A 23,307-nucleotide genomic window follows, 5' to 3' on the forward strand; every position below is an offset into this window, starting at 1 on the left:
GTAAAGGACAGCCGCCTTATGTGTATCTGCACATAAGACGGCTGTTTTTCTGTTTTTCCACACGCTGACAGCCGGGAGAGAAAGGGATATAGTTAAACAAAGAATAACAGAAAACAAAGGAGGAAGGTAGAATGCCAAAAGAAAGGATGCAGGAAAATGTCCCGGCACAATCTCAAAATGACAATGCCACCCAGAGGGTGCCGGAGAATGAGAAAAAGGGGTTCTGCAGTATTGCATTTGTGGCAGCCGGGTATTGCATATGCATGTCCGGCCTGTACACAGGAGCAGCCATGGGATTTGGAATGAGCTTTAAGGAGGCAATACTGGCTGTCATTGTGGGAAATGTTATCTTAAGCGTGTACGGCGGCCTGATTGGCGCGGCCGGTGCAAGGGAAGGCGTGTCCACATCCATGCTGGCAAGGCATACCTTCGGCAGAGAGGGCTCCAAGGTCATTGGTATTCTTCTGGCAGCAGTCATGGCCGGCTGGTACGCTGTGCAGGTAGGGTTCTTCGGTTCAACCATGTCGGCCCTGTTCCCCAACGGAGGCATCATTACATCCCAGTACGTAGCCGCTTTCTGGGGCGGCATCCTGATGATGATAACTGCTTATATGGGATACAAGGGGCTGAATATCCTAAGCTATATTGCTGTTCCGGCCATAGCGATTCTTTCCGTTGTGGGCGTCGGTGTGGCGGTTAAAGGCTCCGGAGGCTGGAACGCTGTTATGAATCTGATTCCGTCAAAGCCCACGACCATAAGCGCCACCATAGTTGCCATAGTGGGTTCCTTTGCAGGAGGAGCGGCAGCCCAGTCCGATATCACCCGGTATGCAAAGGATGCGAAAACATCCTGGCTTGGAACGATTTTCGGATACCTCATTGCAAATACCTTTGTTATCCTGGCCGGTTATCTGATTACGGCGGCAACCGGGGAAGCAGACCCTCCTGTTGCGTTCCTGGCAATGGGACTTGGGGTGGCGGCCCTTCTGATTCTCATACTGGCGCAGTGGACCACCAACGACAACAACCTGTATACGGCCAGCCTGGGCCTGTCCAACTGCCTGCCGTTTACCAAGCATAAGATTGTGATTGTCACCGGCGTGCTTGCAACCATTGTGGGAGCCATGGGACTGGCGGATTACTTTACCACCTGGCTGAATATCCTGGGAGTCGCCCTTCCTCCGGTAGCCGGGGTCATAATATGCGATTACTATTTACTGAAGGGAATGAAATATGAGTATGGCGCAGGCACCGTGTACTGCAAGGTAAATGCGTGGGCGTTTATCAGCATGATTGGCGGCATCGTCATAGGATTTACAGCACATTGGGGCATTGCTTCCATCAATTCTTTGGTAGCCAGCATGGTTCTGCACCTTGTCCTCATGAAAACCCTGGGCAGAGGAAATTCCGGAATCATCGGGGAAGAAACGGAAGTTTAATGATAATGAATTTTTAACTATAAGGAGGAAAACGATATGCCTAAATTTATGGATTTGGAACTGGCAAATGCATGTTACAAACTGATGCATGATTTGATTCAGGTGAAAAAGGGAGAAAGTGTGTTGATTACAGTGGATTCCAAAGCGGAGTTCCGTGTTGTGGAGGAGATGGCAAAGGCAGCAGAGGTGCTTGGGGCAAAAACCATGGTGGCATGGCATTCCACGCCAAAAGGATACGGCGCCCTGACTATGCCTTATCTACCGGAGCCATTAATCGAGTGTGTGGATAAGACGGATGTCTGGGTGGAGATGAACGACCAGTGGCTTTTATATTCCCCTATATGGGATAAGGCTGTCACCAACGGCCGCACACGCCAGGTCATGCTGGGCGGACTGAGCGTGGAGCGGATTGTGCGCTGTATCGGAGAAGTGGATTTGGAGGTACAGCAGGCATTCCAGAACCGGCTTGCGGCCATGACAAAGCAGGCAAAGAAAATGCGTATTACCAATGAGGCCGGAACCGATGTGACCTTTGAAAATGACCCTGACCGTCCGGTTGCCAATGAGTGCGATTACAGCTTTGCAGGGGGCCACTTCCTGCTGGGACAGATTGGATGGGCGCCAAAGGAGGAAACAATTCACGGCGTAATAGCCTTTGACGGCACCATCTCCGGAGGCGGAGATGCCGAGCTTGGCAAGCTGTCCGAGCCGGTACGCTATATTGTAAAGGAAGGGCGCATCCAGGAAATCCAGGGCGGAGAGCAGGCAGACATCCTGCGCGCCTACTACAAGAAGCTGGATGACCCCAACATGTACATAGCAGCCCATGTATGCTATGGCGTGAATCCAAATGCCAGGCTGGAAGGCTGCACAACAGAGGACGAGCGCGTGTGGGGAAGCACCCAGTGGGGATTCGGCCACCAGGGCTCCTGCTATTCCGGCGGGGCTCCCAGGTCCGCAAAGAGCCATATTGACGGAATCTGCCTGAACTGTACGATTTACATAGATGATGTGATGATTCTGGAAAATGGCAGATATGTAGAACCGGAGCTTAAGGCACTGGCTGAAAAGCTGGGAAAATAATATGACAAGGATAAAGGTATGTGCAGACCCCTTTCCGCCCTACCAGTATGTGGACAGGGACGGAAGTATGAAGGGAAGGGATTATGAGCTTGTGGTAAGCCGCCTGCGGGCGGCAGGATACGACCCTGAGGTATGTATTGCACCGTGGGACCGCATATACAGGGAATTCCAGGCCGGGGAACAGGACGTCCTGTTCCAGGCCCAGGATTCACCGGAACGCCTGGAAAAATTTTACTTCTCGAAGATGCTCCGGTATGCGGTGACTGAGGTTGTCACCATCAATCCGGCGCTTCTTGCGTTAAAGGAGTATGCTGGCCTTGCCGGCTATAAGTTGGGGGTCATTGCCGGGTTTGCCAACGGACCGGAGATTGACAGCCTGCCGGATAGCTGCAAGGTGGAATTTCCTGACACAGCCCAGGTCCTGCAGGGAATCTGCAACAGAGAGGTGGACTGCGGCGTCTGTGACCAGGGGGTGAAGGAATATCTCATGGCGGGACAGCAGGTCCTTTTTCCCATCCCTGCCCTGACCTATAAAAGGCCCCTGTATGTGATGTTCAACCAGAAAAAGCATCGGGATGATTTTGACGCGGCAGACAGGAGCACAGGAGGCATCGTATGATTTTTGACGGGCATGGGGATATATGGACGGATGTTACGTGCCGGCGGGTGGAGCATCAGGAATGCGATGTATTCCGCCGCCGTCACCTGAAAAAATTCCGGGAGGGCAATGTATCCGGAGGAATCTTTGTGATTTGGATTGACCCTCCCCATGATAAGGACCCGGTGAAGCGCTCTGCCCAGATTGTGGACAGTATCCGCGCAGAACTGAAGGAGGCTTCGGATATACTGCAGCCAGTAACCTGCTTCCGGGATTTTGAGGCAGGGACCGCTGCCGGAAAAATCAATGTGGTGACCGGGATGGAAGGGCTGAGCCAGATAGGGGAGGATATTGACCGGATTAACTTCTTCTATGATGAGGTGGGGGTCCGGCACGCCATGCTTACCTGGAACGAGCAGAATGCACTGGCTGCGGGATGGCCCCGGGATAAGGACCAGGGGCTGACGCAGGCAGGAGTAAGGGCTGTGAGAAGAATTCAGGATTTGGGCATGGTAATGGATGTTTCCCATCTGAATGACAAGGGGTTCTGGGATGTTATGAGGCTGGCCGGAGGCCCTGTTATTGCCTCCCACTCAAACGCCAGGTCCCTGTGCCCGGTCATGCGCAACCTGTCGGACGATATGCTGAAAGAGATTGCGGCTACAGACGGTCTGGTGGGAATGAACAGCCTGCGGGAATTCATCGATGAACAGCCTGAGAACCAGGATGTGGAGCATCTGGCGGACCATGTGGAATATATTGCGGATTTAATTGGAATCCGCCACATTGGCCTGGGATATGATTTTGATGATTATCTGGGACAGGAGGCCCTGGGCTCCTTTAGTTCCAATCTGGATTCACCAAGCGGCAAAGGCGTTGCAAATGAGACGGAGGCGGGCAATCTCCTGAGGGTGCTGAGGGACAGGGGATATACGGATGAGGAGCTGGGCGCGGTGGCATATGGAAATTTTTACCGGGTCTTTCAAGCAGTGTGGAAATGACAAGGCTGTATGATGCCGGATATTATTTCCGCAATAGTGATTGACAGTCCCCCTGGCCTGTAGTAAGATAAGAAAAACGGATGTGCGCCGCAGTATACAGTACTGGTATCTGCGCTGACAGGCTTGCCTTACAGCAAAGTGACGGCTGCAGGTCCCATAACAGGATATGTGAAGGACTGACCTGAAGCAGGGCTGAAGGGGAAGGCGGGGACACAGATGTAGCAGTATGTTCAGGATACGCCTTTTTGGCGTATCCTTTTTTTATAGGCAGGTATTACACCTGATTCTTACACAATGCCGGGAAGGGCAGGGCGCTCTGGGAGGGATTATTATGGAGACAAGAATCGCAGTCATTGGCATCATAGTGGAAAATAAGGATTCAGTGGAGAGCGTCAACGAGCTGCTCCACCAGTACAGCCGGTATATCATTGGGAGGATGGGGCTTCCCTATGCAAAGAAAAAGGTGAATATTATCAGCGTTGTGGTGGATGCGCCCCAGGACATCATAAGCGCCCTGTCCGGTAAGCTGGGCAGGCTTCAGGGCATTACCTCCAAGGCCCTGTACTCCAATATTGGTTGTTGATAAAACGACATAAATCATCTGACGGGGAAGTGCTGCAGGCCGCCATGGCCATGGGCCCTGACCCGGCAAGAAAAGGAGAGGAAAAACATGAACTACGACCCAAAATCATCCCGGGCAGAGGAATTCATCCATCACGGGGAAATTGAGGAGACTCTTGCCTACGGGGAGGCAAACCGCACCAACAGGGAGCTGATTGACGAAATTCTGGCAAAGGCCAGAGAGCGCAGGGGCCTGACCCACAGGGAAGCCATGGTGCTTCTGGACTGTGACCTGGAGGACAAGAACCAGGAGATTTACCAGCTGGCGGAGCAGATTAAAAAGGATTTCTATGGAAACCGCATCGTACTGTTTGCGCCCCTGTACCTGTCCAACTACTGCGTCAACGGATGTGTGTACTGTCCCTACCATGCCAAGAACAAGCATATCCCCAGAAAGAAGCTGACCCAGGATGAAATCCGCAGGGAGGTCATGGCGCTGCAGGATATGGGACATAAACGCCTGGCCCTGGAAACAGGGGAGGACCCGGTGCATAACCCCATTGAATATATGCTGGAATCCATCGACACAATTTACAGCATCAAACACAAGAACGGCGCCATACGCCGTGTCAATGTGAACATTGCAGCCACCACGGTGGAGAATTACAGGAAGCTTAAGGACGCGGGAATCGGTACATACATTCTGTTCCAGGAGACATATCACAAGGAGAGCTATGAAAAGCTTCATCCCACAGGTCCAAAGCATGACTACTGTTACCACACAGAGGCCATGGACCGGGCCCAGACAGGAGGTATTGACGATGTGGGCTGCGGCGTGCTGTTCGGCCTGGAGCTTTACCGGTATGAGTTTGCCGGACTTTTGATGCATGCAGAGCATCTGGAGGCGGTGTTCGGAGTGGGACCCCACACCATCAGCGTGCCCAGGATACGGAGGGCGGACGACATTGACCCGGATTCCTTTGACAACGGAATTGACGACGACATCTTTGCCAAGCTGGTGGCCTGCATCCGCATCGCGGTCCCGTACACAGGCATGATAGTATCCACCAGGGAGAGCCAGAAGACCAGGGAACGGGTGCTGCATCTGGGCATTTCCCAAATCAGCGGAGGTTCCAAGACAAGTGTTGGCGGCTACTTTGAACCGGAGCCTGAGGAGGAATGTTCGGCCCAGTTCGATGTGAGCGACAACCGGACCCTGGACCAGGTGGTGAACTGGCTTATGGGAATGGGGTATATTCCCAGCTTCTGTACGGCCTGCTACCGGGAAGGGCGCACCGGCGACCGGTTCATGTCCCTGTGCAAAAGCGGTCAGATTCAGAACTGCTGCCATCCCAATGCCCTTATGACGCTGAAGGAGTATCTCATGGATTACAGCTCCCAGGAGACAAGGCGCATCGGCGAGGCGCTTATAGAAAAGGAAATCGGAAGCATACCAAAGGAGAAGGTACAGCAGATTGTCAGGGATAACCTGGCCAAGATTGAACAGGGCGTCAGGGATTTCAGGTTTTAGACGATTAAACAGGGCGTCAGGGGGTTCGGGTTTTAGCGGTTCCAGCCGGCAAAAATGCAGGCGGGAGGGAATGAATAGCAGGCAGACAGGCAATCAGGGAAAAGGAGCAAAAGGCCATGGGAATGAACAATACGCCGGCATCGGACCGGATACATATTGGATTTTTTGGAAGGAGAAATGCCGGCAAATCCAGCGTGCTGAACGCGGTTACGGGTCAGGACCTGGCCGTGGTGTCGGACGTGAAGGGGACCACCACGGACCCTGTGTATAAAGCCATGGAGCTGCTTCCCCTGGGCCCTGTGATGATGATAGACACGCCGGGGATTGACGACCAGGGGGAGCTGGGCAGCCTGAGGGTGAGGAAGAGCTGTCAGGTGCTCAACAAGACGGATGTGGCTGTGCTGGTGATGGATGCCTGTCACGGTCCTGCCCCGGAAGATTATGCCCTCCTGAAAAGGATAAGGGAAAAGCAGATTCCCTGTGCAGCGGTTTTAAACAAGGCGGATTTGGACAGGACCCTCAGGCGTATGGAGGGGGCATGGGACGGGGCTGTCAGGCAAAGGCCTGAGGGGATTCCTGAATCCGTTCCTGTCCTGGCTGTCAGCGCCCATACCGGTCAGGGTATTGGGGCGCTTAAGGAGTGTCTGGCCAGGCTGGGAAAGACCCAGGAAAGCAGCAGGAAAATCGTGGGGGACCTGCTTTCCCCCTCTGATTTGGCAGTGTTGGTGGTGCCTATTGATAAGGCGGCTCCCAAGGGACGCCTGATTCTGCCCCAGCAGCAGACCATACGGGACATCCTGGAAGCGGATGCCGTGTCTGTGGTGGTCAGGGAAAACGGACTTAAGAACACCCTGTCCTCCCTGGGGAAGAAGCCCAGAATGGTCATTACCGACAGCCAGGTGTTTGCAAAGGTCAGTGCAGATACGCCGGAGGATATCCTGCTTACCTCCTTCTCCATTCTCTTTGCCCGCTACAAGGGCAGCCTGGAGCCGATGGTGGAAGGCGTCAGGGCTCTGGATGACATAGGAAAGGGCGACAGAATCCTGATTTCCGAGGGCTGTACCCATCACAGGCAGTGCGAGGACATCGGCACCGTCAAGCTGCCCGGGTGGATACGGGAGTATACTGGGACAGAGCCGGAATTCGTGTTCACCTCAGGTACGGAGTTCCCGGATGAACTGGGGAGTTACCGCATGATTATCCACTGCGGAGGCTGTATGCTGAATGAGCGGGAGATGAAGTACAGGATGAAATGCGCCCAGGACCAGGGGATTCCCATGACCAACTATGGTATAGCCATTGCCTATATTCAGGGAATATTGAGGCGGAGCGTGGAGCCGTTTGCGGAGATAGCGGCGCTGCTGGACGGAAATAAGCCGCAGCCGGAAAAGGAGCCGTAATCTCACAATAAAGGTCCATATAAAGAATACAAGTCCATATAATGAAGATAGGGCAGGAACTGTGCATCGCATGCTGTGTGTTGCAGGCTCCTGCCTTTTACATTCCGCTTCGCGGATGGACGGGGTCCGCATATTCTTTGCTGCCATGGCCGTGTTCTGCATTATGAAATAAAAATAATTTTTATTTTAAAAACTATATTGAAAAATATTTCTAACGTGATATACTTATAACTAAGGGGAATTAATATAGAGAACACACATAGATGGAAGGAGAAGAAACTATGAGGATTCAGGGTAAGAGAGTCTGGATAGCAGGCCAGTTCATGGCAGCCCAGATGGAGATTGAGGATGGAGTCATCAGCCGTATCCGTGAGTACGGCGCGGGACCGGCGGACCATGATTACGGGGACAAGAGAATCGTGCCGGGGTTCATTGATATCCACACCCACGGGGCATATGATTTTGACACAAATGACGGCGAGCCGGAAGGGCTCCGCAATTGGATGAAGCGGATACCGGAGGAGGGAGTCACAGCCATCCTGCCGACCACCGTGACCCAGATGCCGGATGTGCTCACCAATGCCGTGGCCAATGTGGCGGCGGTGGTGAAGGAGGGCTACGAAGGCGCTGAAATACTGGGCATCCATTTTGAAGGACCGTTCCTGGATATGGAGTACAAGGGCGCGCAGCCGCCTGAGGCCATAGCCACTGCATCTGTGGAGCAGTTTAAGCGTTATCAGGAGGCGGCGGAAGGCCTCATCAAATATATCACGCTGGCGCCGGAGCGGGACCCGGACCATGCACTCACAAGATACTGTTCCACCCATGGCGTGGTGGTAAGCATGGGCCATTCAGCGGCCACTTACGAGCAGGCGCTTTTAGGCATTGCCAACGGCGCGTCGTCCATGACCCATGTATATAACGGCATGACTCCTTACCATCACCGCAAGCCGGGACTGGTAGGAACTGCCCTCAGGGTAAGGGATATTTACGGGGAAATTATCTGCGACGGGTGCCACTCCCATCTGGCGGCCCTGAATAACTTCTTTACTGCCAAGGGGCGTGATTATTCCATTATGATTAGCGATTCCCTCAGAGCCAAGCACTGCCCTCCGGGAGGACAGTACCAGCTGGGCGGCCATGACATCGAGATAGGCGAGGACGGACTGGCCCGCCTCAAGGGAACAGATACCATAGCAGGAAGCACCCTGAACATGAACCGGGGTCTTAAAATCCTGGTGGAGCAGGCCCTGGTGCCCTTTGACACCGCTCTTAATTCCTGTACCATCAACCCGGCCAGATGTCTGGGCGTGGATGATAGAAAGGGAAGGATTGCAGCGGGCTGTGATGGGGATTTGGTGGTTCTGGATGATGATTACAGCGTGCTCCAGACCTGGTGCAGAGGACGTGCAATGCTTTGATTCAAAGGAAATTTTCGATAAAATCCTTGAAAATGCTTGCATTTACAGCGGCATGATGGTATAGTGTATACGATAACTAATGTAGATTACTGATAAAAGAGTGGACACCAGTCCACTCTTTCGTTTTGGAAAGACAGGAAAGGTGGTGGAACGATGGGAAAAAAGGAGAGCTATGAGAGCCGGGTGGAGAAACACCTCCTTCCACTGATGGAAGAGCATGGGTTTGAACTGGTAGACGTGGAATATGTAAAGGAAGCAGGTACCTGGTACCTGAGAGCTTATATAGATAAAGAAGGCGGGATTGCCGTAGATGACTGTGAAGTCATCAGCAGGGCCTTAAGCGACTGGCTGGATAAAGAGGATTTCATTGATGACAGTTATATTCTGGAAGTCAGTTCGCCGGGATTAGGCCGTCCTCTTAAGAAGGAAAAGGACTTCGTGAGAAGCATGGGCAAGGATGTGGATGTAAGGCTTTACCGTCAGCTTAACAAGCAAAAGGAATTTACGGGCGCCCTCAGTGCATATGATGAAAATACTGTGACGCTGACCATGGAAGACGGAAGCCGGATGGTATTTGAAAAAGCGGACATTGCCCTCATACGGCTGGCGCTGGATTTTTAGTTAAATCATTCACATGCTGAGACATGGATAGGAGGATAAACATGAACAAGGAACTGTTAGAGGCAATGGAAGTATTGGAGAAAGAGAAGAACATTTCCAAAGATACGCTCATTGAAGCCATTGAGAACTCTTTACTCACTGCCTGTAAGAACCATTTCGGGAAAGCCGATAATGTAAGGGTCACGGTGAACCCCAATACCTGTGACTTTGCAGTATACGCAGAAAAAGCGGTTGTGGAAACAGTGGAGGACGATTGTCTGGAGATGAGTCTGGCGGATGCCAGGATGCTGAACCCCAAGTATGATATTGGGGATACGGTGCAGATTCCGCTGGATTCCAAGAAGTTCGGCCGTATTGCCACACAGAACGCAAAGAACGTGATTCTGCAGAAGATACGCGAGGAAGAGCGCAAGGCACTGTACAACGAGTATTATATGAAGGAAAAAGATGTCATGACCGGCGTGGTACAGCGCTATCTGGGAAGAAACGTGAGCATTAACCTGGGCAGGGTGGATGCCATCCTCAATGAAAGCGAGCAGGTAAAGGGCGAGACATTCCGTCCCACAGAGCGCGTCAAGGTATATGTCATCGAGGTAAAGGATACGCCCAAGGGGCCAAGGGTTTCTGTTTCCAGGACACACCCGGACCTGGTGAAGCGTCTCTTTGAATCCGAGGTGGCTGAGGTACGGGACGGTACGGTGGAAATCAAAGCCATTGCCAGGGAGGCAGGCTCCAGGACAAAGATTGCAGTAAAATCCAATGATTCCAATGTGGACCCGGTAGGCGCATGCGTGGGCCTTAACGGTTCCAGGGTGAATTCCATTGTAAGCGAATTAAAAGGTGAAAAGATTGACATCATTAACTGGGATGACAATCCTGCTTACCTGATTGAAAATGCCTTGAGCCCGGCCAAGGTCATCTGCGTTGTGGCTGACGAGGAGGAACGGGAGGCACAGGTCATTGTGCCGGATTACCAGCTGTCCCTTGCCATTGGCAAGGAAGGCCAGAATGCAAGACTGGCTGCAAGGCTTACGGGCTTTAAGATTGATATTAAGAGTGAGACCCAGGCCAGGGAAATGGGACTCTTCGAGCAGATGGGGCTCCAGTATGGCGATACGCCGGCTGAGACCTACGAGGAAGAGCCGGAGGAACCGGAAAGCTACCAGGAATATGAAGAAAACTATCAGGAAGACGGAAGCGAACAGTAAAAGGGATACTCTGAGAAGGTTAGGAGTGATGTAAGTGAGCATGAAAAAAGTTCCGCTCAGGCAGTGCATTGGCTGCCAGGAGATGAAGAGCAAAAAAGAAATGATAAGAGTCATAAAAACCGCCGAGGATGAGATTATGTTGGATGCCACAGGCCGCAAGAACGGCAGGGGCGCTTACCTGTGTCCATCAATGGAATGCCTGAAGAAGGCAGTGAAGGGAAAGGGACTGGAACGTTCCTTCAAGATGGCCATTCCCAAAGAGGTGTATGAAACTCTGGAAAAGGAGATGGAAGAACTTGGCAGATAACAGGAGGCTGTTAAGCCTGCTGGGCCTTGCAACAAGGGCCAGGAAGGTGGTCAGCGGCGAATTTTCGACGGAGAAGTCAGTAAAGAGCGGAAAGTCCCATTTGGTAATCGTATCGGAAGAAGCTTCGGACAACACGAAGAAAAAGTTTACCAACATGTGTACTTACTATAAAGTCCCAATCTATCTGTTTGGAACAAAGGACGAACTGGGGCATGCCATGGGGCAGGAGTTCAGGGCGTCACTGTCAGTGGAGGATGCAGGTTTCGCAAAGTCAATGGTAGAACGAATGAATATAAACGGAGGTAGCTTGAATGAGAGTAAGTGAACTGGCAAATGAACTGGGCAAGACCAGTAAGGAGATATTGGAAATTATTAAGACCAAAGATAAATCCGCTGTATTATATGCAGCATCGAATGTAACAAGGGATCAGGAGAATATTGTGCGCTCTTTTGCAAATCCTAAGAGGGATGCAAGACCAGCCGCATCAGAGCACAGGGCAGAGGCTCCAAGGACGGAAGCATCAAGAACAGAGGCACCAAGAACGGAAGCGCCAAGAACCGAAGCGCCTAAGACAGAGGCTCCTAAGGCAGAGTCTGCCAGAAGCCAGGACAGCGCAGCAAAGGGTGAGCCGGCTAAGAAGAAGCTGACAGCCGTATTCCGCCCGCAGAATGCCCAGCAGCAGATTAAGCGTCCGGTACCTCCGAAACCGCAGGGAGGAAACCAGGGCCATGGGGCTTCTGCTCCGGCAGCAGCTTCCACAGCAGCGCAGACAGCCCCGGCGGCGGCACCTCAGGCAGCCCCGGCAGAGCCTGCCAGACCGCAGGTGCAGGCCCAGTCCGCAGATACTGCTCCGGAGAGAACCGCAGCGCCCCAGCCGTCTGCAGCAGCCCAGCCGTCTGCAGCACCTCAGACAGGAACCCAGGGAACTGCCCAGGACAGCCGCGATGGAGCCAGGAGCCAGGGAGGCTACCAGGGAAGCCGTGACGGAGGCAGACCCCAGGGAGGTTATCAGGGAAACCGTGACAACAACCGCGACGGCAGCCGCCAGGGAGGCTATCAGGGAAACCAGGGAGGCTATCAGGGAAACCGTGACAATAACCGGAGCGGAGGCTACCAGGGCAACCGGGATGGCAACCGCCAGGGAGGCTACCAGGGCAACCGTGATAGCAACAGGCCCCAGGGAGGCTATCAGGGCAACCGCGACGGCAGCCGCCAGGGAGGCTATCAGGGAGGCCAGGGAGGCTACCAGGGCAGCCGTGACAACAACAGACCCCAGGGAGGCTATCAGGGCAACCGCGACGGCAACCGCCAGGGAGGTTATCAGGGAGGCCAGGGAGGTTATCAGGGCAACCGCGATAACAACAGGCCCCAGGGAGGCTACCAGGGCAACCGCCAGGGAGGTTATCAGGGAGGCCAGGGAGGCTACCAGGGCAACCGCGATAACAACAGGCCCCAGGGAGGCCAGGGAGGCTATCAGGGCAACAGACCTCAGGGAGGCTACCAGGGCGGCCAGGGAGGCTACCAGGGCAACCGCGACGGGGCAAGGCCCCAGGGAGGTTATGGAAACAGACCTCAGGGCGGTTACGGCAACAGACCCCAGGGAGGCTATCAGGGCCGTCCGGGGGATGACAAGGATGCAAGGGATAACAGAGGCAGGAATGACGCCCGCCGTCCGGCAGGAGCAAGGGACGGAAAATCCTCCTTTGATACGCCGATTCAGACAAAGCCAACCAGCAACCGTCAGAATAAGAATGCTCATAAGAACGACAGATTTGATAAGCGCGACAGGCTGGAAGACGGCAAGAAGAAAGTTCCGAAGACAGGAAAGGGAGCATTCATCATGCCTCAGCCTAAGAAGGAGGAGAGCAAGGCGGATGAGGTGAAGACCATCACCCTTCCCGATGTACTCACCATCAAGGAGCTGGCTGACAAGATGAAGCTTCAGCCGTCTGTTATTGTAAAGAAGCTGTTCTTAAAGGGCCAGGTAGTTACCCTGAACCAGGAAATTGATTATGAGCAGGCAGAAGAAATCGCCATGGAATTTGATGTCCTGTGTGAAAAGGAAGTAAAGGTTGACGTCATAGCAGAGCTTCTGAAGGAAGATGAAGAGAGCACTGAGGATATGGTCCCCAGGTCACCGGTTGTGTGTGTCATGGGCCATGTTGACCACGGCAAAACTTCCCTTCTGGACGCCATCCGTGAGACTAATGTGACAGCAAGAGAGGCAGGCGGCATCACCCAGCATATCGGTGCGTCTGTTATTGAAATAAACGACCGTAAGATTACGTTCCTGGATACGCCCGGCCATGAGGCATTTACGGCCATGCGTATGAGAGGCGCCCAGTCCACGGATATTGCCATTCTGGTAGTGGCTGCGGACGACGGCGTGATGCCTCAGACCGTTGAGGCCATCAACCATGCAAAGGCAGCTAATGTGGAAATCATTGTGGCTATCAACAAGATTGATAAGCCCAGCGCCAATGTGGATAAGGTAAAGCAGGAGCTGGCTGAATATGAGCTGATTCCTGAGGATTGGGGCGGCAGCACCATCTTCGTACCTGTTTCCGCCCATACAAAAGAAGGTGTTAAGGACCTGCTGGAAATGGTTCTTCTGACTGCCGATGTGCTCGAGCTGAAGGCTAACCCCAACCGTAAGGGCAGGGGCCTTGTAATAGAGGCAGAGCTGGATAAGGGCAAGGGACCTGTTGCAACGGTTCTGGTGCAGAAGGGTACCCTAAGAGTGGGCGAAACCATTGCGGCCGGAGCATGCTTCGGCAAGATTCGCGCCATGATGGACGACAGGGGCCGCCGCGTAAAGGAGGCAGGACCATCCACACCCGTGGAAATCCTGGGCCTCAACGATGTGCCCAATGCCGGCGAGGTGTTTGTGGCTACTGAGAGCGAGAAGGAAGCAAGAAACTTTGCTGAGACATTCATTTCAGAAGGAAAGAGCAAACTGATTGAGGATACCAAGGCAAAACTGTCCCTGGATGACTTGTTCAGCCAGATTCAGGCCGGTAATGTAAAGGAACTGCCAATCATCGTGAAGGCCGACGTGCAGGGCTCCGTGGAGGCTGTAAAGCAGAGCCTTACCAAGCTCTCCAACGAGGAGGTTATGGTGAAGGTGATTCACGGCGGCGTGGGCGCTATCAACGAGTCCGACGTTTCCCTGGCATCTGCATCCAACGCCATCATCATTGGCTTCAACATCCGTCCGGATGCAACCGCCAAGTCCATTGCGGAGCGTGAAAAGGTGGATATCCGCCTGTACAAGGTTATCTATCAGGCTATCGAGGATGTGGAAGCAGCCATGAAGGGTATGCTGGACCCTGTATTCGAGGAAAAGGTTATCGGCCATGCAGTCATCCGCCAGACCTTCAAGGCATCCGGTATTGGAACCATTGCCGGTTCCTATGTACTGGACGGCAAGTTCCAGAGAAACTGCAGCTGCCGTGTCAAGAGAGAAGGAGAGCAGATATTCGAAGGGCCGCTGGCTTCCCTCAAGCGTTTCAAGGACGATGTGAAGGAAGTGGCTGCAGGATACGAGTGCGGTCTTGTATTTGAAAAGTTTAATGACCTTCAGGAAGATGATGAAATCGAGGCTTACATCATGGTGGAAGTACCGAGATAGGCATCATGCTAAGAGAGGAGTTACATGCGTAAGAACAGCATAAAGAATACCAGAATCAACATGGAGGTCCAGCGTGAACTCAGTGAAATTATCCGCGCAGGCATCAAGGACCCAAGAATCCATCCCATGACCAGCGTGGTTTCCGTGGAAGTCACCCCGGACCTTAAGTTCTGCAAGGCGTATATCAGCGTCCTTGGGGACGAGGAGGCGGGCAAGTCCACCATCCAGGGATTAAAGAGCGCAGAAGGTTATGTGCGCAGGGAGCTTGCAAGAAGGGTGAACCTGCGCAACACGCCGGAGCTTAAATTCATATTGGACCAGTCCATTGAATATGGTGTCAACATGTCCAGACTCATCGATGAAGTGACAAAAGACCTTCATCACGAAGAAACACAGGATGAGGAAGGAGCAAAGGAGGAGTTTTAATGACGATTCTTGAACAGATGTTAGAGGGCACCAAGTCCGTTGCCATCCTGGGCCATATACGCCCGGACGGCGACTGCCTGGGCTCCACACTGGGACTTTATAACTATCTCCGGCTGAACTATCCGGATATACGGGCAGCCGTGTATCTGGAGGAGTCATCCCCTAAGTTCAATTATCTGAAGGGGTATGACAGCATCCGCCACCAGACCGATGGGGAGCAGTATGAGCTGTGCATCTGTCTGGACAGCGGCGATATCCAGCGTCTGGGCGGCTTTAAACCTTACCTGGACCAGGCGGACAGGAGCCTGTGCCTGGACCATCATGTGACCAACACCCGTTACGGCGGGACCAATGTGGTCCTGGGTGAGGCCAGCTCCACCTGCGAGGTCCTCTTTGACCAGCTGGATGAAGCAAAAATCGACCGTAACACGGCAGAGTGCCTGTACACCGGCATCATCCACGATACAGGCGTGTTCAAATTCTCCTGTACATCGGCCCATACCATGGAGATAGCGGGAAGGCTGATGGAAAAGGGAATTGATTTCGGAGCCATCATAGACAACAGTTTTTACAGAAAGACATACATCCAGAACCAGATTCTGGGCAGAGCCCTTTTGGAGAGCATCACCTTTTTTGACGGACGCTGTATTTTCAGTGCCATCCGCCAGAGCGAGATGGAGTTCTACGGGGTTGACGGCAAGGATATGGATGGAGTCATTGACCAGCTGCGTCTGACAGAAGGCGTGGAGGTCGCCATCTTCCTCTATGAAACAGGACCCCAGGAATTCAAGGTCAGCATGCGCTCCCAGTATCTGGTGGACGTAAGCAGAATTGCCGCTTTCTTTGGCGGCGGAGGTCATGTAAGGGCTGCCGGATGTTCCATGAGCGGCAGCATTCACGACGTAATCAACAATCTGTCCGTACACATAGCCAGGCAGCTGGAATCCGCCTCGGGCAGCCGGGAGTAAGGAACATATCATGTATCACGGAATTATAAATGTATACAAAGAGCCGGACTACACTTCCCACGATGTGGTAGCCCGGCTCAGAGGAATTTTAAAGCAGAAAAAAATAGGCCACACAGGAACCCTGGACCCCGCAGCTGAAGGAGTCCTTCCTGTTTGTCTGGGGGTGGGAACCAGGCTGTGCGACATGCTGACAGACCGGTCCAAGACTTACCAGGCTGTGATGCTTCTGGGCTGTGAGACTGATACCCAGGATACCACAGGTACCATTCTGGCAGAGAACAGGCAGAGGGCATTGGCCCTGGCAGAGGACCAGGTAAGAGCGGCTGTCATGGGATTTAAGGGCGATTACGCCCAGATACCTCCCATGTACTCAGCCCTTAAAGTGGACGGCAAAAAGCTGTATGAGCTGGCAAGGGCCGGCAGGGAAGTGGAACGCCAGCCGAGGCTGGTGCAGATTCTGGACATAAAGGTAAACAGAATAGAGCTGCCCAGGGTCTGGATGGAGGTCACCTGTTCCAAAGGGACCTACATACGGACTCTGTGTCATGACATTGGAAGACGTTTGGAATGCGGCGGCTGTATGGAGCACCTTACGCGAACCAGAGTGGACCGCTTCCGCATCGAAGACAGCCTGACCCTGGACCGGCTGGAACAGCTCCGTGACCAGGGGGCCATGGAGAGCTGCATCCTTCCTGTGGAGGAGGCCCTGCAGGCTTACCCCCCGCTCTACTGCCTGCAGGAAGCAGATGCACTTTTGCACAACGGCAATCCCTGCTTCGCAAGACATCTGGACTGGAGCAGGTCGGATGAGCGGATGGCCAGGGCCGAGGACGGACGGATGTTCCGCATGTATGACAGCGGCAGCGGCTTTACAGGGGTATACCAGTACCAGGAGGACAGGCACTGGTGGAAGCCCTGGAAGATGTTTCCCATGTAGCCTGTTATATAACGCTGCCGGGACATCCGGAACACAGGAAAAAAACGAGGAAGTGACAGGATGAGGTATATAGCAGACACCACAGAATTTCAGATAGAGGAGCCTACCATCGTGACTCTGGGCAAGTTTGACGGCAGGCACAGAGGCCACCAGAAGCTGTTAAGGACCATGATGGAGCTGAAGGACGGCACAGGATATCCCACAGCCATCTTCACCTTCGGCACGGCTCCGGGAACAGCAGTTACGGGTCAGCCACAGACCGTCATCACCACGAATCTGGAGCGCCGCGCCAACATGGAGAAGGTGGGAATTGATTATCTGGTGGAATACCCTTTTACCCAGGAAACCCGCCATATGGAGCCGGAGGCCTTTGTAAAGGACATTCTGGCAGGCCGCATGCATGCCAGGGAAATTGTGGTAGGCCCTGACTGCAGCTTTGGCTACAAGGGGGCGGGAAACGCAGACCTGCTTTCAGCCATGGCCCATGACCTGGGTTATCATCTCCACGTCATAGAAAAGGAAAAGGACCACAGGCGGGATATAAGCAGTACCTATATCCGGGAGGAACTGGAAAAAGGCAATGTGGAAAAGGCCAACCAGCTCCTGGGCCAGCCCTATGCCATCCATGGGGAAGTGGTGCACGGCAACCACATCGGAGCCAGCCTTTTAGGCTTCCCCACAGCCAACATCCTTCCGCCCCCCATCAAGCGCCTGCCCAGATTCGGCGTTTACGTATCACGTGTGCGGGTGGACGGCATCTATTATAAAGGCGTTACCAACATCGGAAAAAAGCCCACGGTAGGCGGAGACTACCCGGCTGGGGTGGAAACCTACATCTTCGGCCTGGAAGGCGACATATACGGCAAAAACATAGAGGTCCAGCTTCTGGCCTTCGACCGCCCCGAGCAGAGATTTTCCTCTCTGGAGGAGCTGAAGGAGCGGATAGAGAAGGACAAAGAGTTTGCCAATGCGTACTATGAAAAACATCCGGAGATTCTGGCAGAAGGGTGAGAGGTGCGGATGCGGCAGCGGATGGTGAAAGAAAGCTGCCGGAAAAGCGGCGTCCCTTTTACCGTCACTGCCCGATTTTATTTTTTCTCACTTTACAACCCCATCCATTTATGCTATACTAAGTCGGTATGAAATTACGCCGATGCCCGGTTACCTGGTGACTCCAGCCGGCAGCCTGGTTTTTGGTGAGATGAATAATATTAAGGAGGAAACACCATGATTTCAAAGGAAAAGAAAGCACAGATTATCGCAGAGTATGGCCGTAAGCCAGGGGACACAGGTTCACCTGAGGTTCAGATTGCCATTCTGACAGAGAGAATCACAGAACTGACCGAACATCTGAAGCAGAATCCAAAGGACCATCACTCCAGAAGAGGTCTTCTGATGATGGTTGGACAGAGAAGAGGTCTTCTGGATTACTTAAAGAAGACAGACCTGGAAGGATATCGTGCATTAATCGAGAAGCTTGGTATCAGAAAGTAATTCTGAAGATTAGGGTGGAGGGAACTCCACCCTATATTTGCTTATCATGGAAAGGAAGAAGCGGTGTGGGCGGCAGAGGTATCACTCCGAGACCGCTGATGTACCTGCAGGGGGAGGATTTCTGCAGGCAGATCAGTAGTTTCGGCGTCTTCTGCCCGGGGAGTGCCGGAAGGACCGGACATGCCCCAACCATACCGGTAACATTTATCATTTTATTAGAGTAAAGGAGATACCAGTATGTTTAAAAGTTTTAGTATGGATTTGGCGGGACGCAAGCTGACCGTGGAAGTGGGCCGCGTGGCTGCACAGGCAAGCGGTGCTGCATTTATGCACTATGGCGATACAGTGGTGCTTTCCACTGCAACCGCATCATCAAAGCCAAGGGAGGGCATTGACTTCTTCCCTCTCAGTGTGGAATATGAGGAAAAATTATACTCCGTAGGAAAGATTCCAGGCGGATTCAACAAGAGGGAGGGCAAGGCTTCTGAGAATGCAGTTCTGACCTGCCGCGTTATCGACCGCCCCATGCGTCCGCTGTTTCCTAAGGATTACCGCAACGACGTAACCCTGGACAACATTGTAATGTGCGTGGACCCTGACTGCAGCCCTGAGCTGACAGCCATGTTGGGTTCTGCCATTGCAACCAGCATTTCCGACATCCCCTTTGCAGGTCCCTGCGCTACCACGCAGGTAGGTCTGATTGACGGCGAATTCATCATCAACCCCACTGCCGACCAGAAGCAGGTGTCTGACATGGCCCTGACCGTGGCCTCCACCAGGGAAAAGGTCATCATGATTGAAGCCGGCGCCAATGAGGTTCCGGAGCAGGTCATGATTGACGCCATCTTTAAGGCCCATGAAGTAAACCAGGAAATCATCCGGTTTATCGACACCATTGTGGCTGAGTGCGGCAAGGAAAAGCACACCTATGAGAGCTGCGCGGTTCCGGAAGAGCTGTTTGCAGCCATCAAGGAAATCGTGCCTCCCCAGGAGATGGAAGAGGCTGTGTTTACCGATGACAAGCAGACCCGGGAGAAGAATATAGCAGAAATCACAGCAAAGCTGGAAGAGGCGTTTGCTGAGAACGAGGAGTGGCTTGCTGTTCTGGGCGAGGCTGTTTACCAGTATCAGAAGAAGACGGTCCGCAAGATGATTTTAAAGGACCACAAGCGTCCTGACGGCCGTGCCATCACGGAAATCCGTCACCTGGCAGCAGAGATTGACCTGCTTCCGAGAGTTCACGGCTCAGGTATGTTTACCCGCGGCCAGACACAGATTCTCAATGCCTGCACCCTGGCTCCCCTGTCCGAGGCCCAGAAATTAGACGGCCTGGATGAGAATGAGACCAGCAAACGTTATATGCACCACTATAACTTCCCGTCCTTCTCTGTAGGCGAGACAAAGCCAAGCAGAGGACCGGGCCGCCGCGAGATAGGCCATGGCGCCCTGGCGGAAAGGGCATTGATTCCGGTTCTGCCAAGTGCGGAAGAATTCCCATATGCAATCCGTACCGTATCCGAGACAATGGAATCCAATGGCTCCACCTCCCAGGCAAGTATCTGTGCATCCACCCTTTCACTGATGGCTGCAGGCGTTCCGATTAAGGAAATGGTGGCAGGTATTTCATGCGGTCTTGTGACCGGGGATACGGATGATGATTATCTGGTGCTTACCGACATCCAGGGCCTGGAAGATTTCTTCGGCGATATGGATTTTAAGGTTGGCGGAACCAGGAATGGCATCACTGCCATCCAGATGGACATTAAGATTCACGGACTGACACGGCCCATCATCGAGGAGGCCATTGCCAGGACCAGGGAAGCCAGGATGCATATCCTGGATGATGTAATGAGACCGGTCATTTCAGAGCCAAGAAAGCATTTGAGCCCATATGCTCCGAAGATTAAGCAGATTACCATTGACCCCCAGAAGATTGGCGACGTGGTAGGAAAGCAGGGCAAGGTCATCAACAAGATTATTGAAGAAACCGGTGTTAAGATTGACATCACGGACGACGGTGCAGTAAATGTATGCGGCACGGACGAGGCCATGATTGATAAGGCCATCCAGATTATTACCGGAATCGTTACGGATATTGAGGCAGGCATGGTATTTAACGGCAAGGTAGTGCGTATCATGAACTTTGGCGCATTTGTGGAGCTGGCCCCTAATAAGGATGGTATGATTCATATTTCCAAGCTGTCTGATAAGCGTGTTGGCAAGGTGGAGGATGTTGTGAACATCGGCGATGAGGTTACTGTAAAGGTAACTGAGGTCGATAAGATGGGCAGAATCAACCTGACCATGAGGCCAAGCGACTTGGCAGAGAAGAAGGCTGCTGCCAGGACAGAGGAAAAATAAATTGCCTGACAGAAGGCAGAGTTAAAAGAGGAGATAAGTTTATGAGAAACATGAGAAGAAACTTTGCGGTATTGGCCGCAACCGTAATGGCTGTGTGCAGCATTGCACTGACAGGATGCCAGCAGAAGCTGGAACCGGCAGACCAGGTAGTGGGAGCGCTGTACGAGCTGTCTGTTAAGGAAAATGCAACTCCTATGAAGGATTTACTGGGATTTGCTTCTGAGGACGACGTAAAGTCCACTCTGATGGAAGATTCCGCTGAGACGGACCTGGTTTCCATGTTCAAGTCTGAATTTGAGGCTGCAGGCATTGAGTTCTCTGACGAAGAGGTGGAGGAAATGTCCAATGCCCTTCAGGGACTGATTGACAAGCTGGATTACAGCGTTGAGATTACAGACCAGAGCAAGGATGAGACCACCGTACTTCTGAAGGTTAAGAGCTATTCCATGGATGATATGCAGAATATCATGGTAGACGTGATGACCGACATGCAGAGCAATATTGATGAAGAGACAGCCACCGCCATCATGAATGGTGACCAGGATGCGCTCCAGAAGCTGATGCAGGACGCTGTAAAGCAGTATATGACCAAGATTGGCGAGATGGAGCCGGCAGCAGAGATGACTGAGCTGACCATCAAGTGTCAGAGAGTCAAGGTAGATGTAAGCGGCAAGGAGAAGGTTGCCTGGATGCCTCAGGATTTAAGCAAGTTCTCTGATGAGGTGAACAACGCCACATTCAAATAGGTGTGAAGAAATGGGACAGTGCCTGTGAAAACAGGCATTGTCTTTTTTCGGCCTTCGTTATATAATGGTTTTTGAGTTATCAGATTGAGAAGAATATAGGAGACTTTAACATGAGCAGAGTAAGGACAAGGTATGCACCCAGCCCCACAGGCAGGATGCATGTGGGAAATTTAAGGACGGCATTGTATGCCTATCTCATAGCAAAGCATGAGGGAGGTGATTTCCTTCTCCGTATAGAAGATACAGACCAGGAGCGTTACGTGGAAGGGGCAGTGGAAATCATATATCAGACCCTGAAGGATACGGGCCTGATTCATGACGAGGGTCCTGACAAGGACGGAGGATGCGGCCCCTATGTCCAGAGCCAGCGCCAGGCTTCCGGCATTTATCTGGAATACGCAAAGATGCTGGTGGAAAAAGGAGAGGCATACTACTGCTTCTGTACGCCGGAACGTCTGGCCACCCTTAAGACCACTGTAAACGGCGAGGAAATCATGGCATACGATAAGCACTGCCTCCAGCTGTCCAGGGAAGAGGTGGAAGCCAACCTGGCAGCGGGCAAGCCCTATGTCATCCGCCAGAATAACCCCACCACGGGAACCACCACATTCCAGGACGAAATTTACGGGGATATTACAGTGGATAACTCCGAACTGGACGATATGGTCCTCATCAAGTCAGACGGATACCCCACCTATAATTTTGCAAATGTGGTGGACGACCATCTGATGGGTATCACCCATGTGGTAAGGGGCAACGAATACCTGTCCTCATCACCTAAGTACAACAGACTCTATGCTGCCTTTGGGTGGGATGTGCCGGTCTATGTGCACTGCCCGCTGATTACGGATGAAAACCACCACAAACTGAGCAAGAGAAGCGGACATTCCTCCTTTGAGGACCTTTTGGAGCAGGGTTTTATCTCCGAGGCTGTTGTGAACTATGTGGCGCTTTTGGGCTGGTCACCGGAGGACAACAAGGAGATTTTCTCTCTGGAGGAAATGGTAAAGGAGTTTGATTACCACCGCATGAGTAAATCGCCTGCCGTGTTTGATATGACAAAGCTTAAGTGGATGAACGGCGAATACATGAAGGCCATGGAATTTGAAACCTTTTACGGGATGGCTGAGCCGTATCTGAGGGCTGCCGTCAGCAGGGATTTGGACCTTAAGAAGATAGCGGCCATGGTCAAGACAAGGATTGAGGTGTTCCCTGACATTGCGGACCATGTGGACTTCTTTGAATCCCTGCCTGAATATGATACGGCCATGTACACCCACAAGAAGATGAAAACAAACCAAGAGACTTCCCTTAAGGTTTTAAAGGATGTGCTGCCTCTTCTGGAAGCGCAGGAGGATTTCACCAACGACGCCCTTTACGGCGTCCTGTCAAAGTATGTGGAGGAGACAGGGGTTAAGACCGGCTTCGTGATGTGGCCTGTCCGTACCGCTGTGTCGGGCAAGCAGATGACCCCTGCCGGAGCAACGGAAATCATGGAAGTCCTGGGCAAGGAGGAATCCCTGGCCAGAATCCGCAGAGGGATACAGATGCTTGAGGCATAGGAATTTAGTAA

21 protein-coding genes are annotated in these 23,307 nt (G+C 52.7%); all 21 read left to right on the plus strand.

The features are described from left to right. Positions 1-131: 131 nt before the first annotated feature. Positions 132-1,439: a cytosine permease gene (locus I2H39_RS27885; protein WP_138310089.1), complete on the plus strand. Its 1,308-nt coding sequence runs from the start codon at positions 132-134 to the stop codon at positions 1,437-1,439. 36 nt (positions 1,440-1,475) lie between these two features. Then, the gene (locus I2H39_RS27890) at positions 1,476-2,522 is read left to right on the plus strand and encodes a leucyl aminopeptidase (RefSeq protein ID WP_138310090.1); all 1,047 of its coding nucleotides are present in this window, start codon (positions 1,476-1,478) and stop codon (positions 2,520-2,522) included. A gap of 1 nt (position 2,523) precedes the next feature. Then, positions 2,524-3,141 (plus strand): transporter substrate-binding domain-containing protein, encoded by a 618-nt coding sequence (locus tag I2H39_RS27895; protein ID WP_138310091.1) that lies wholly within the window; start codon positions 2,524-2,526, stop codon positions 3,139-3,141. Beyond that, complete coding sequence (locus I2H39_RS27900) at positions 3,138-4,121, plus strand: dipeptidase (RefSeq protein ID WP_138310092.1); 984 nt, start codon at positions 3,138-3,140, stop codon at positions 4,119-4,121. Before I2H39_RS27895 ends, I2H39_RS27900 begins: the two co-directional genes overlap by 4 nt. A gap of 331 nt (positions 4,122-4,452) precedes the next feature. Further along, on the plus strand, positions 4,453-4,704 hold the full coding sequence (locus I2H39_RS27905) for a TM1266 family iron-only hydrogenase system putative regulator (protein WP_138310093.1): 252 nt from the start codon (positions 4,453-4,455) through the stop codon (positions 4,702-4,704). Positions 4,705-4,791: 87 nt separating this feature from the next. Beyond that, a complete protein-coding gene (gene hydG / locus I2H39_RS27910) occupies positions 4,792-6,213 on the plus strand; it encodes a [FeFe] hydrogenase H-cluster radical SAM maturase HydG (RefSeq protein WP_195628040.1) in 1,422 nt (473 codons plus the stop codon). A gap of 116 nt (positions 6,214-6,329) precedes the next feature. Beyond that, positions 6,330-7,613: a [FeFe] hydrogenase H-cluster maturation GTPase HydF gene (gene hydF / locus I2H39_RS27915; RefSeq protein WP_195628041.1), complete on the plus strand. Its 1,284-nt coding sequence runs from the start codon at positions 6,330-6,332 to the stop codon at positions 7,611-7,613. Positions 7,614-7,894: 281 nt separating this feature from the next. After that, positions 7,895-9,034 carry an N-acetylglucosamine-6-phosphate deacetylase gene (gene nagA / locus I2H39_RS27920; protein ID WP_138310095.1) on the plus strand — a complete coding sequence of 380 codons (1,140 nt, stop codon included), beginning with the start codon at positions 7,895-7,897 and terminating at the stop codon, positions 9,032-9,034. Between the two features lie 153 nt (positions 9,035-9,187). Continuing rightward, on the plus strand, positions 9,188-9,655 hold the full coding sequence (rimP, locus tag I2H39_RS27925) for a ribosome maturation factor RimP (RefSeq protein ID WP_138310096.1): 468 nt from the start codon (positions 9,188-9,190) through the stop codon (positions 9,653-9,655). A gap of 41 nt (positions 9,656-9,696) precedes the next feature. After that, positions 9,697-10,863, plus strand: a complete 1,167-nt coding sequence (gene nusA / locus I2H39_RS27930; RefSeq protein WP_195628042.1) for a transcription termination factor NusA — start codon at positions 9,697-9,699, stop codon at positions 10,861-10,863. Positions 10,864-10,903: 40 nt separating this feature from the next. Continuing rightward, positions 10,904-11,170, plus strand: coding sequence for a YlxR family protein (locus I2H39_RS27935; RefSeq protein WP_007037790.1), 267 nt, complete (start codon positions 10,904-10,906; stop codon positions 11,168-11,170). Then, complete coding sequence (locus tag I2H39_RS27940) at positions 11,160-11,495, plus strand: ribosomal L7Ae/L30e/S12e/Gadd45 family protein (RefSeq protein WP_138310099.1); 336 nt, start codon at positions 11,160-11,162, stop codon at positions 11,493-11,495. The genes I2H39_RS27935 and I2H39_RS27940 overlap by 11 nt, the downstream gene beginning before the upstream one ends. Continuing rightward, the gene (gene infB / locus I2H39_RS27945) at positions 11,482-14,802 is read left to right on the plus strand and encodes a translation initiation factor IF-2 (RefSeq protein WP_195628043.1); all 3,321 of its coding nucleotides are present in this window, start codon (positions 11,482-11,484) and stop codon (positions 14,800-14,802) included. The genes I2H39_RS27940 and infB overlap by 14 nt, the downstream gene beginning before the upstream one ends. A 24-nt stretch (positions 14,803-14,826) precedes the next feature. Further along, positions 14,827-15,228 (plus strand): 30S ribosome-binding factor RbfA, encoded by a 402-nt coding sequence (gene rbfA, locus I2H39_RS27950; protein ID WP_138310101.1) that lies wholly within the window; start codon positions 14,827-14,829, stop codon positions 15,226-15,228. After that, on the plus strand, positions 15,228-16,196 hold the full coding sequence (locus tag I2H39_RS27955; RefSeq protein ID WP_138310102.1) for a bifunctional oligoribonuclease/PAP phosphatase NrnA: 969 nt from the start codon (positions 15,228-15,230) through the stop codon (positions 16,194-16,196). Before rbfA ends, I2H39_RS27955 begins: the two co-directional genes overlap by 1 nt. Before the next feature lie 10 nt (positions 16,197-16,206). Beyond that, complete coding sequence (truB, locus tag I2H39_RS27960; protein WP_138310103.1) at positions 16,207-17,133, plus strand: tRNA pseudouridine(55) synthase TruB; 927 nt, start codon at positions 16,207-16,209, stop codon at positions 17,131-17,133. 60 nt (positions 17,134-17,193) lie between these two features. Further along, positions 17,194-18,144 carry a bifunctional riboflavin kinase/FAD synthetase gene (locus tag I2H39_RS27965; RefSeq protein WP_138310104.1) on the plus strand — a complete coding sequence of 317 codons (951 nt, stop codon included), beginning with the start codon at positions 17,194-17,196 and terminating at the stop codon, positions 18,142-18,144. A gap of 216 nt (positions 18,145-18,360) precedes the next feature. After that, positions 18,361-18,627 carry a 30S ribosomal protein S15 gene (gene rpsO, locus I2H39_RS27970; protein ID WP_002569329.1) on the plus strand — a complete coding sequence of 89 codons (267 nt, stop codon included), beginning with the start codon at positions 18,361-18,363 and terminating at the stop codon, positions 18,625-18,627. 237 nt (positions 18,628-18,864) lie between these two features. Then, positions 18,865-20,988, plus strand: a complete 2,124-nt coding sequence (locus I2H39_RS27975; RefSeq protein WP_138310105.1) for a polyribonucleotide nucleotidyltransferase — start codon at positions 18,865-18,867, stop codon at positions 20,986-20,988. Between the two features lie 41 nt (positions 20,989-21,029). Continuing rightward, positions 21,030-21,734, plus strand: coding sequence for a hypothetical protein (locus I2H39_RS27980; RefSeq protein ID WP_227147590.1), 705 nt, complete (start codon positions 21,030-21,032; stop codon positions 21,732-21,734). Between the two features lie 110 nt (positions 21,735-21,844). After that, positions 21,845-23,296 (plus strand): glutamate--tRNA ligase, encoded by a 1,452-nt coding sequence (gene gltX / locus I2H39_RS27985; RefSeq protein ID WP_195628044.1) that lies wholly within the window; start codon positions 21,845-21,847, stop codon positions 23,294-23,296. Positions 23,297-23,307 lie beyond the last annotated feature (11 nt).

This window comes from Clostridium sp. 1001283B150225_161107_B6 (assembly GCF_015556325.1).
Taxonomy (GTDB): Bacteria; Bacillota; Clostridia; order Lachnospirales; family Lachnospiraceae; genus Enterocloster.

Excerpts from the sequence above, each read along its gene's own strand:
- hydG (WP_195628040.1), top strand. The coding sequence starts at position 4,792 with ATGAACTACGACCCAAAATCATCCCGGGCAGAGGAATTCATCCATCAC.
- I2H39_RS27905 (WP_138310093.1), top strand. The coding sequence starts at position 4,453 with ATGGAGACAAGAATCGCAGTCATTGGCATCATAGTGGAAAATAAGGAT.
- rpsO (WP_002569329.1), top strand. The coding sequence starts at position 18,361 with ATGATTTCAAAGGAAAAGAAAGCACAGATTATCGCAGAGTATGGCCGT.
- gltX (WP_195628044.1), top strand. The coding sequence starts at position 21,845 with ATGAGCAGAGTAAGGACAAGGTATGCACCCAGCCCCACAGGCAGGATG.
- I2H39_RS27980 (WP_227147590.1), top strand. The coding sequence starts at position 21,030 with ATGAGAAACATGAGAAGAAACTTTGCGGTATTGGCCGCAACCGTAATG.
- I2H39_RS27965 (WP_138310104.1), top strand. The coding sequence starts at position 17,194 with ATGAGGTATATAGCAGACACCACAGAATTTCAGATAGAGGAGCCTACC.
- hydF (WP_195628041.1), top strand. The coding sequence starts at position 6,330 with ATGGGAATGAACAATACGCCGGCATCGGACCGGATACATATTGGATTT.
- I2H39_RS27890 (WP_138310090.1), top strand. The coding sequence starts at position 1,476 with ATGCCTAAATTTATGGATTTGGAACTGGCAAATGCATGTTACAAACTG.
- I2H39_RS27895 (WP_138310091.1), top strand. The coding sequence starts at position 2,524 with ATGACAAGGATAAAGGTATGTGCAGACCCCTTTCCGCCCTACCAGTAT.
- I2H39_RS27975 (WP_138310105.1), top strand. The coding sequence starts at position 18,865 with ATGTTTAAAAGTTTTAGTATGGATTTGGCGGGACGCAAGCTGACCGTG.
- nagA (WP_138310095.1), top strand. The coding sequence starts at position 7,895 with ATGAGGATTCAGGGTAAGAGAGTCTGGATAGCAGGCCAGTTCATGGCA.
- truB (WP_138310103.1), top strand. The coding sequence starts at position 16,207 with ATGTATCACGGAATTATAAATGTATACAAAGAGCCGGACTACACTTCC.
- infB (WP_195628043.1), top strand. The coding sequence starts at position 11,482 with ATGAGAGTAAGTGAACTGGCAAATGAACTGGGCAAGACCAGTAAGGAG.
- I2H39_RS27900 (WP_138310092.1), top strand. The coding sequence starts at position 3,138 with ATGATTTTTGACGGGCATGGGGATATATGGACGGATGTTACGTGCCGG.
- I2H39_RS27885 (WP_138310089.1), top strand. The coding sequence starts at position 132 with ATGCCAAAAGAAAGGATGCAGGAAAATGTCCCGGCACAATCTCAAAAT.
- nusA (WP_195628042.1), top strand. The coding sequence starts at position 9,697 with ATGAACAAGGAACTGTTAGAGGCAATGGAAGTATTGGAGAAAGAGAAG.
- rbfA (WP_138310101.1), top strand. The coding sequence starts at position 14,827 with ATGCGTAAGAACAGCATAAAGAATACCAGAATCAACATGGAGGTCCAG.
- I2H39_RS27955 (WP_138310102.1), top strand. The coding sequence starts at position 15,228 with ATGACGATTCTTGAACAGATGTTAGAGGGCACCAAGTCCGTTGCCATC.
- rimP (WP_138310096.1), top strand. The coding sequence starts at position 9,188 with ATGGGAAAAAAGGAGAGCTATGAGAGCCGGGTGGAGAAACACCTCCTT.
- I2H39_RS27935 (WP_007037790.1), top strand. The coding sequence starts at position 10,904 with ATGAAAAAAGTTCCGCTCAGGCAGTGCATTGGCTGCCAGGAGATGAAG.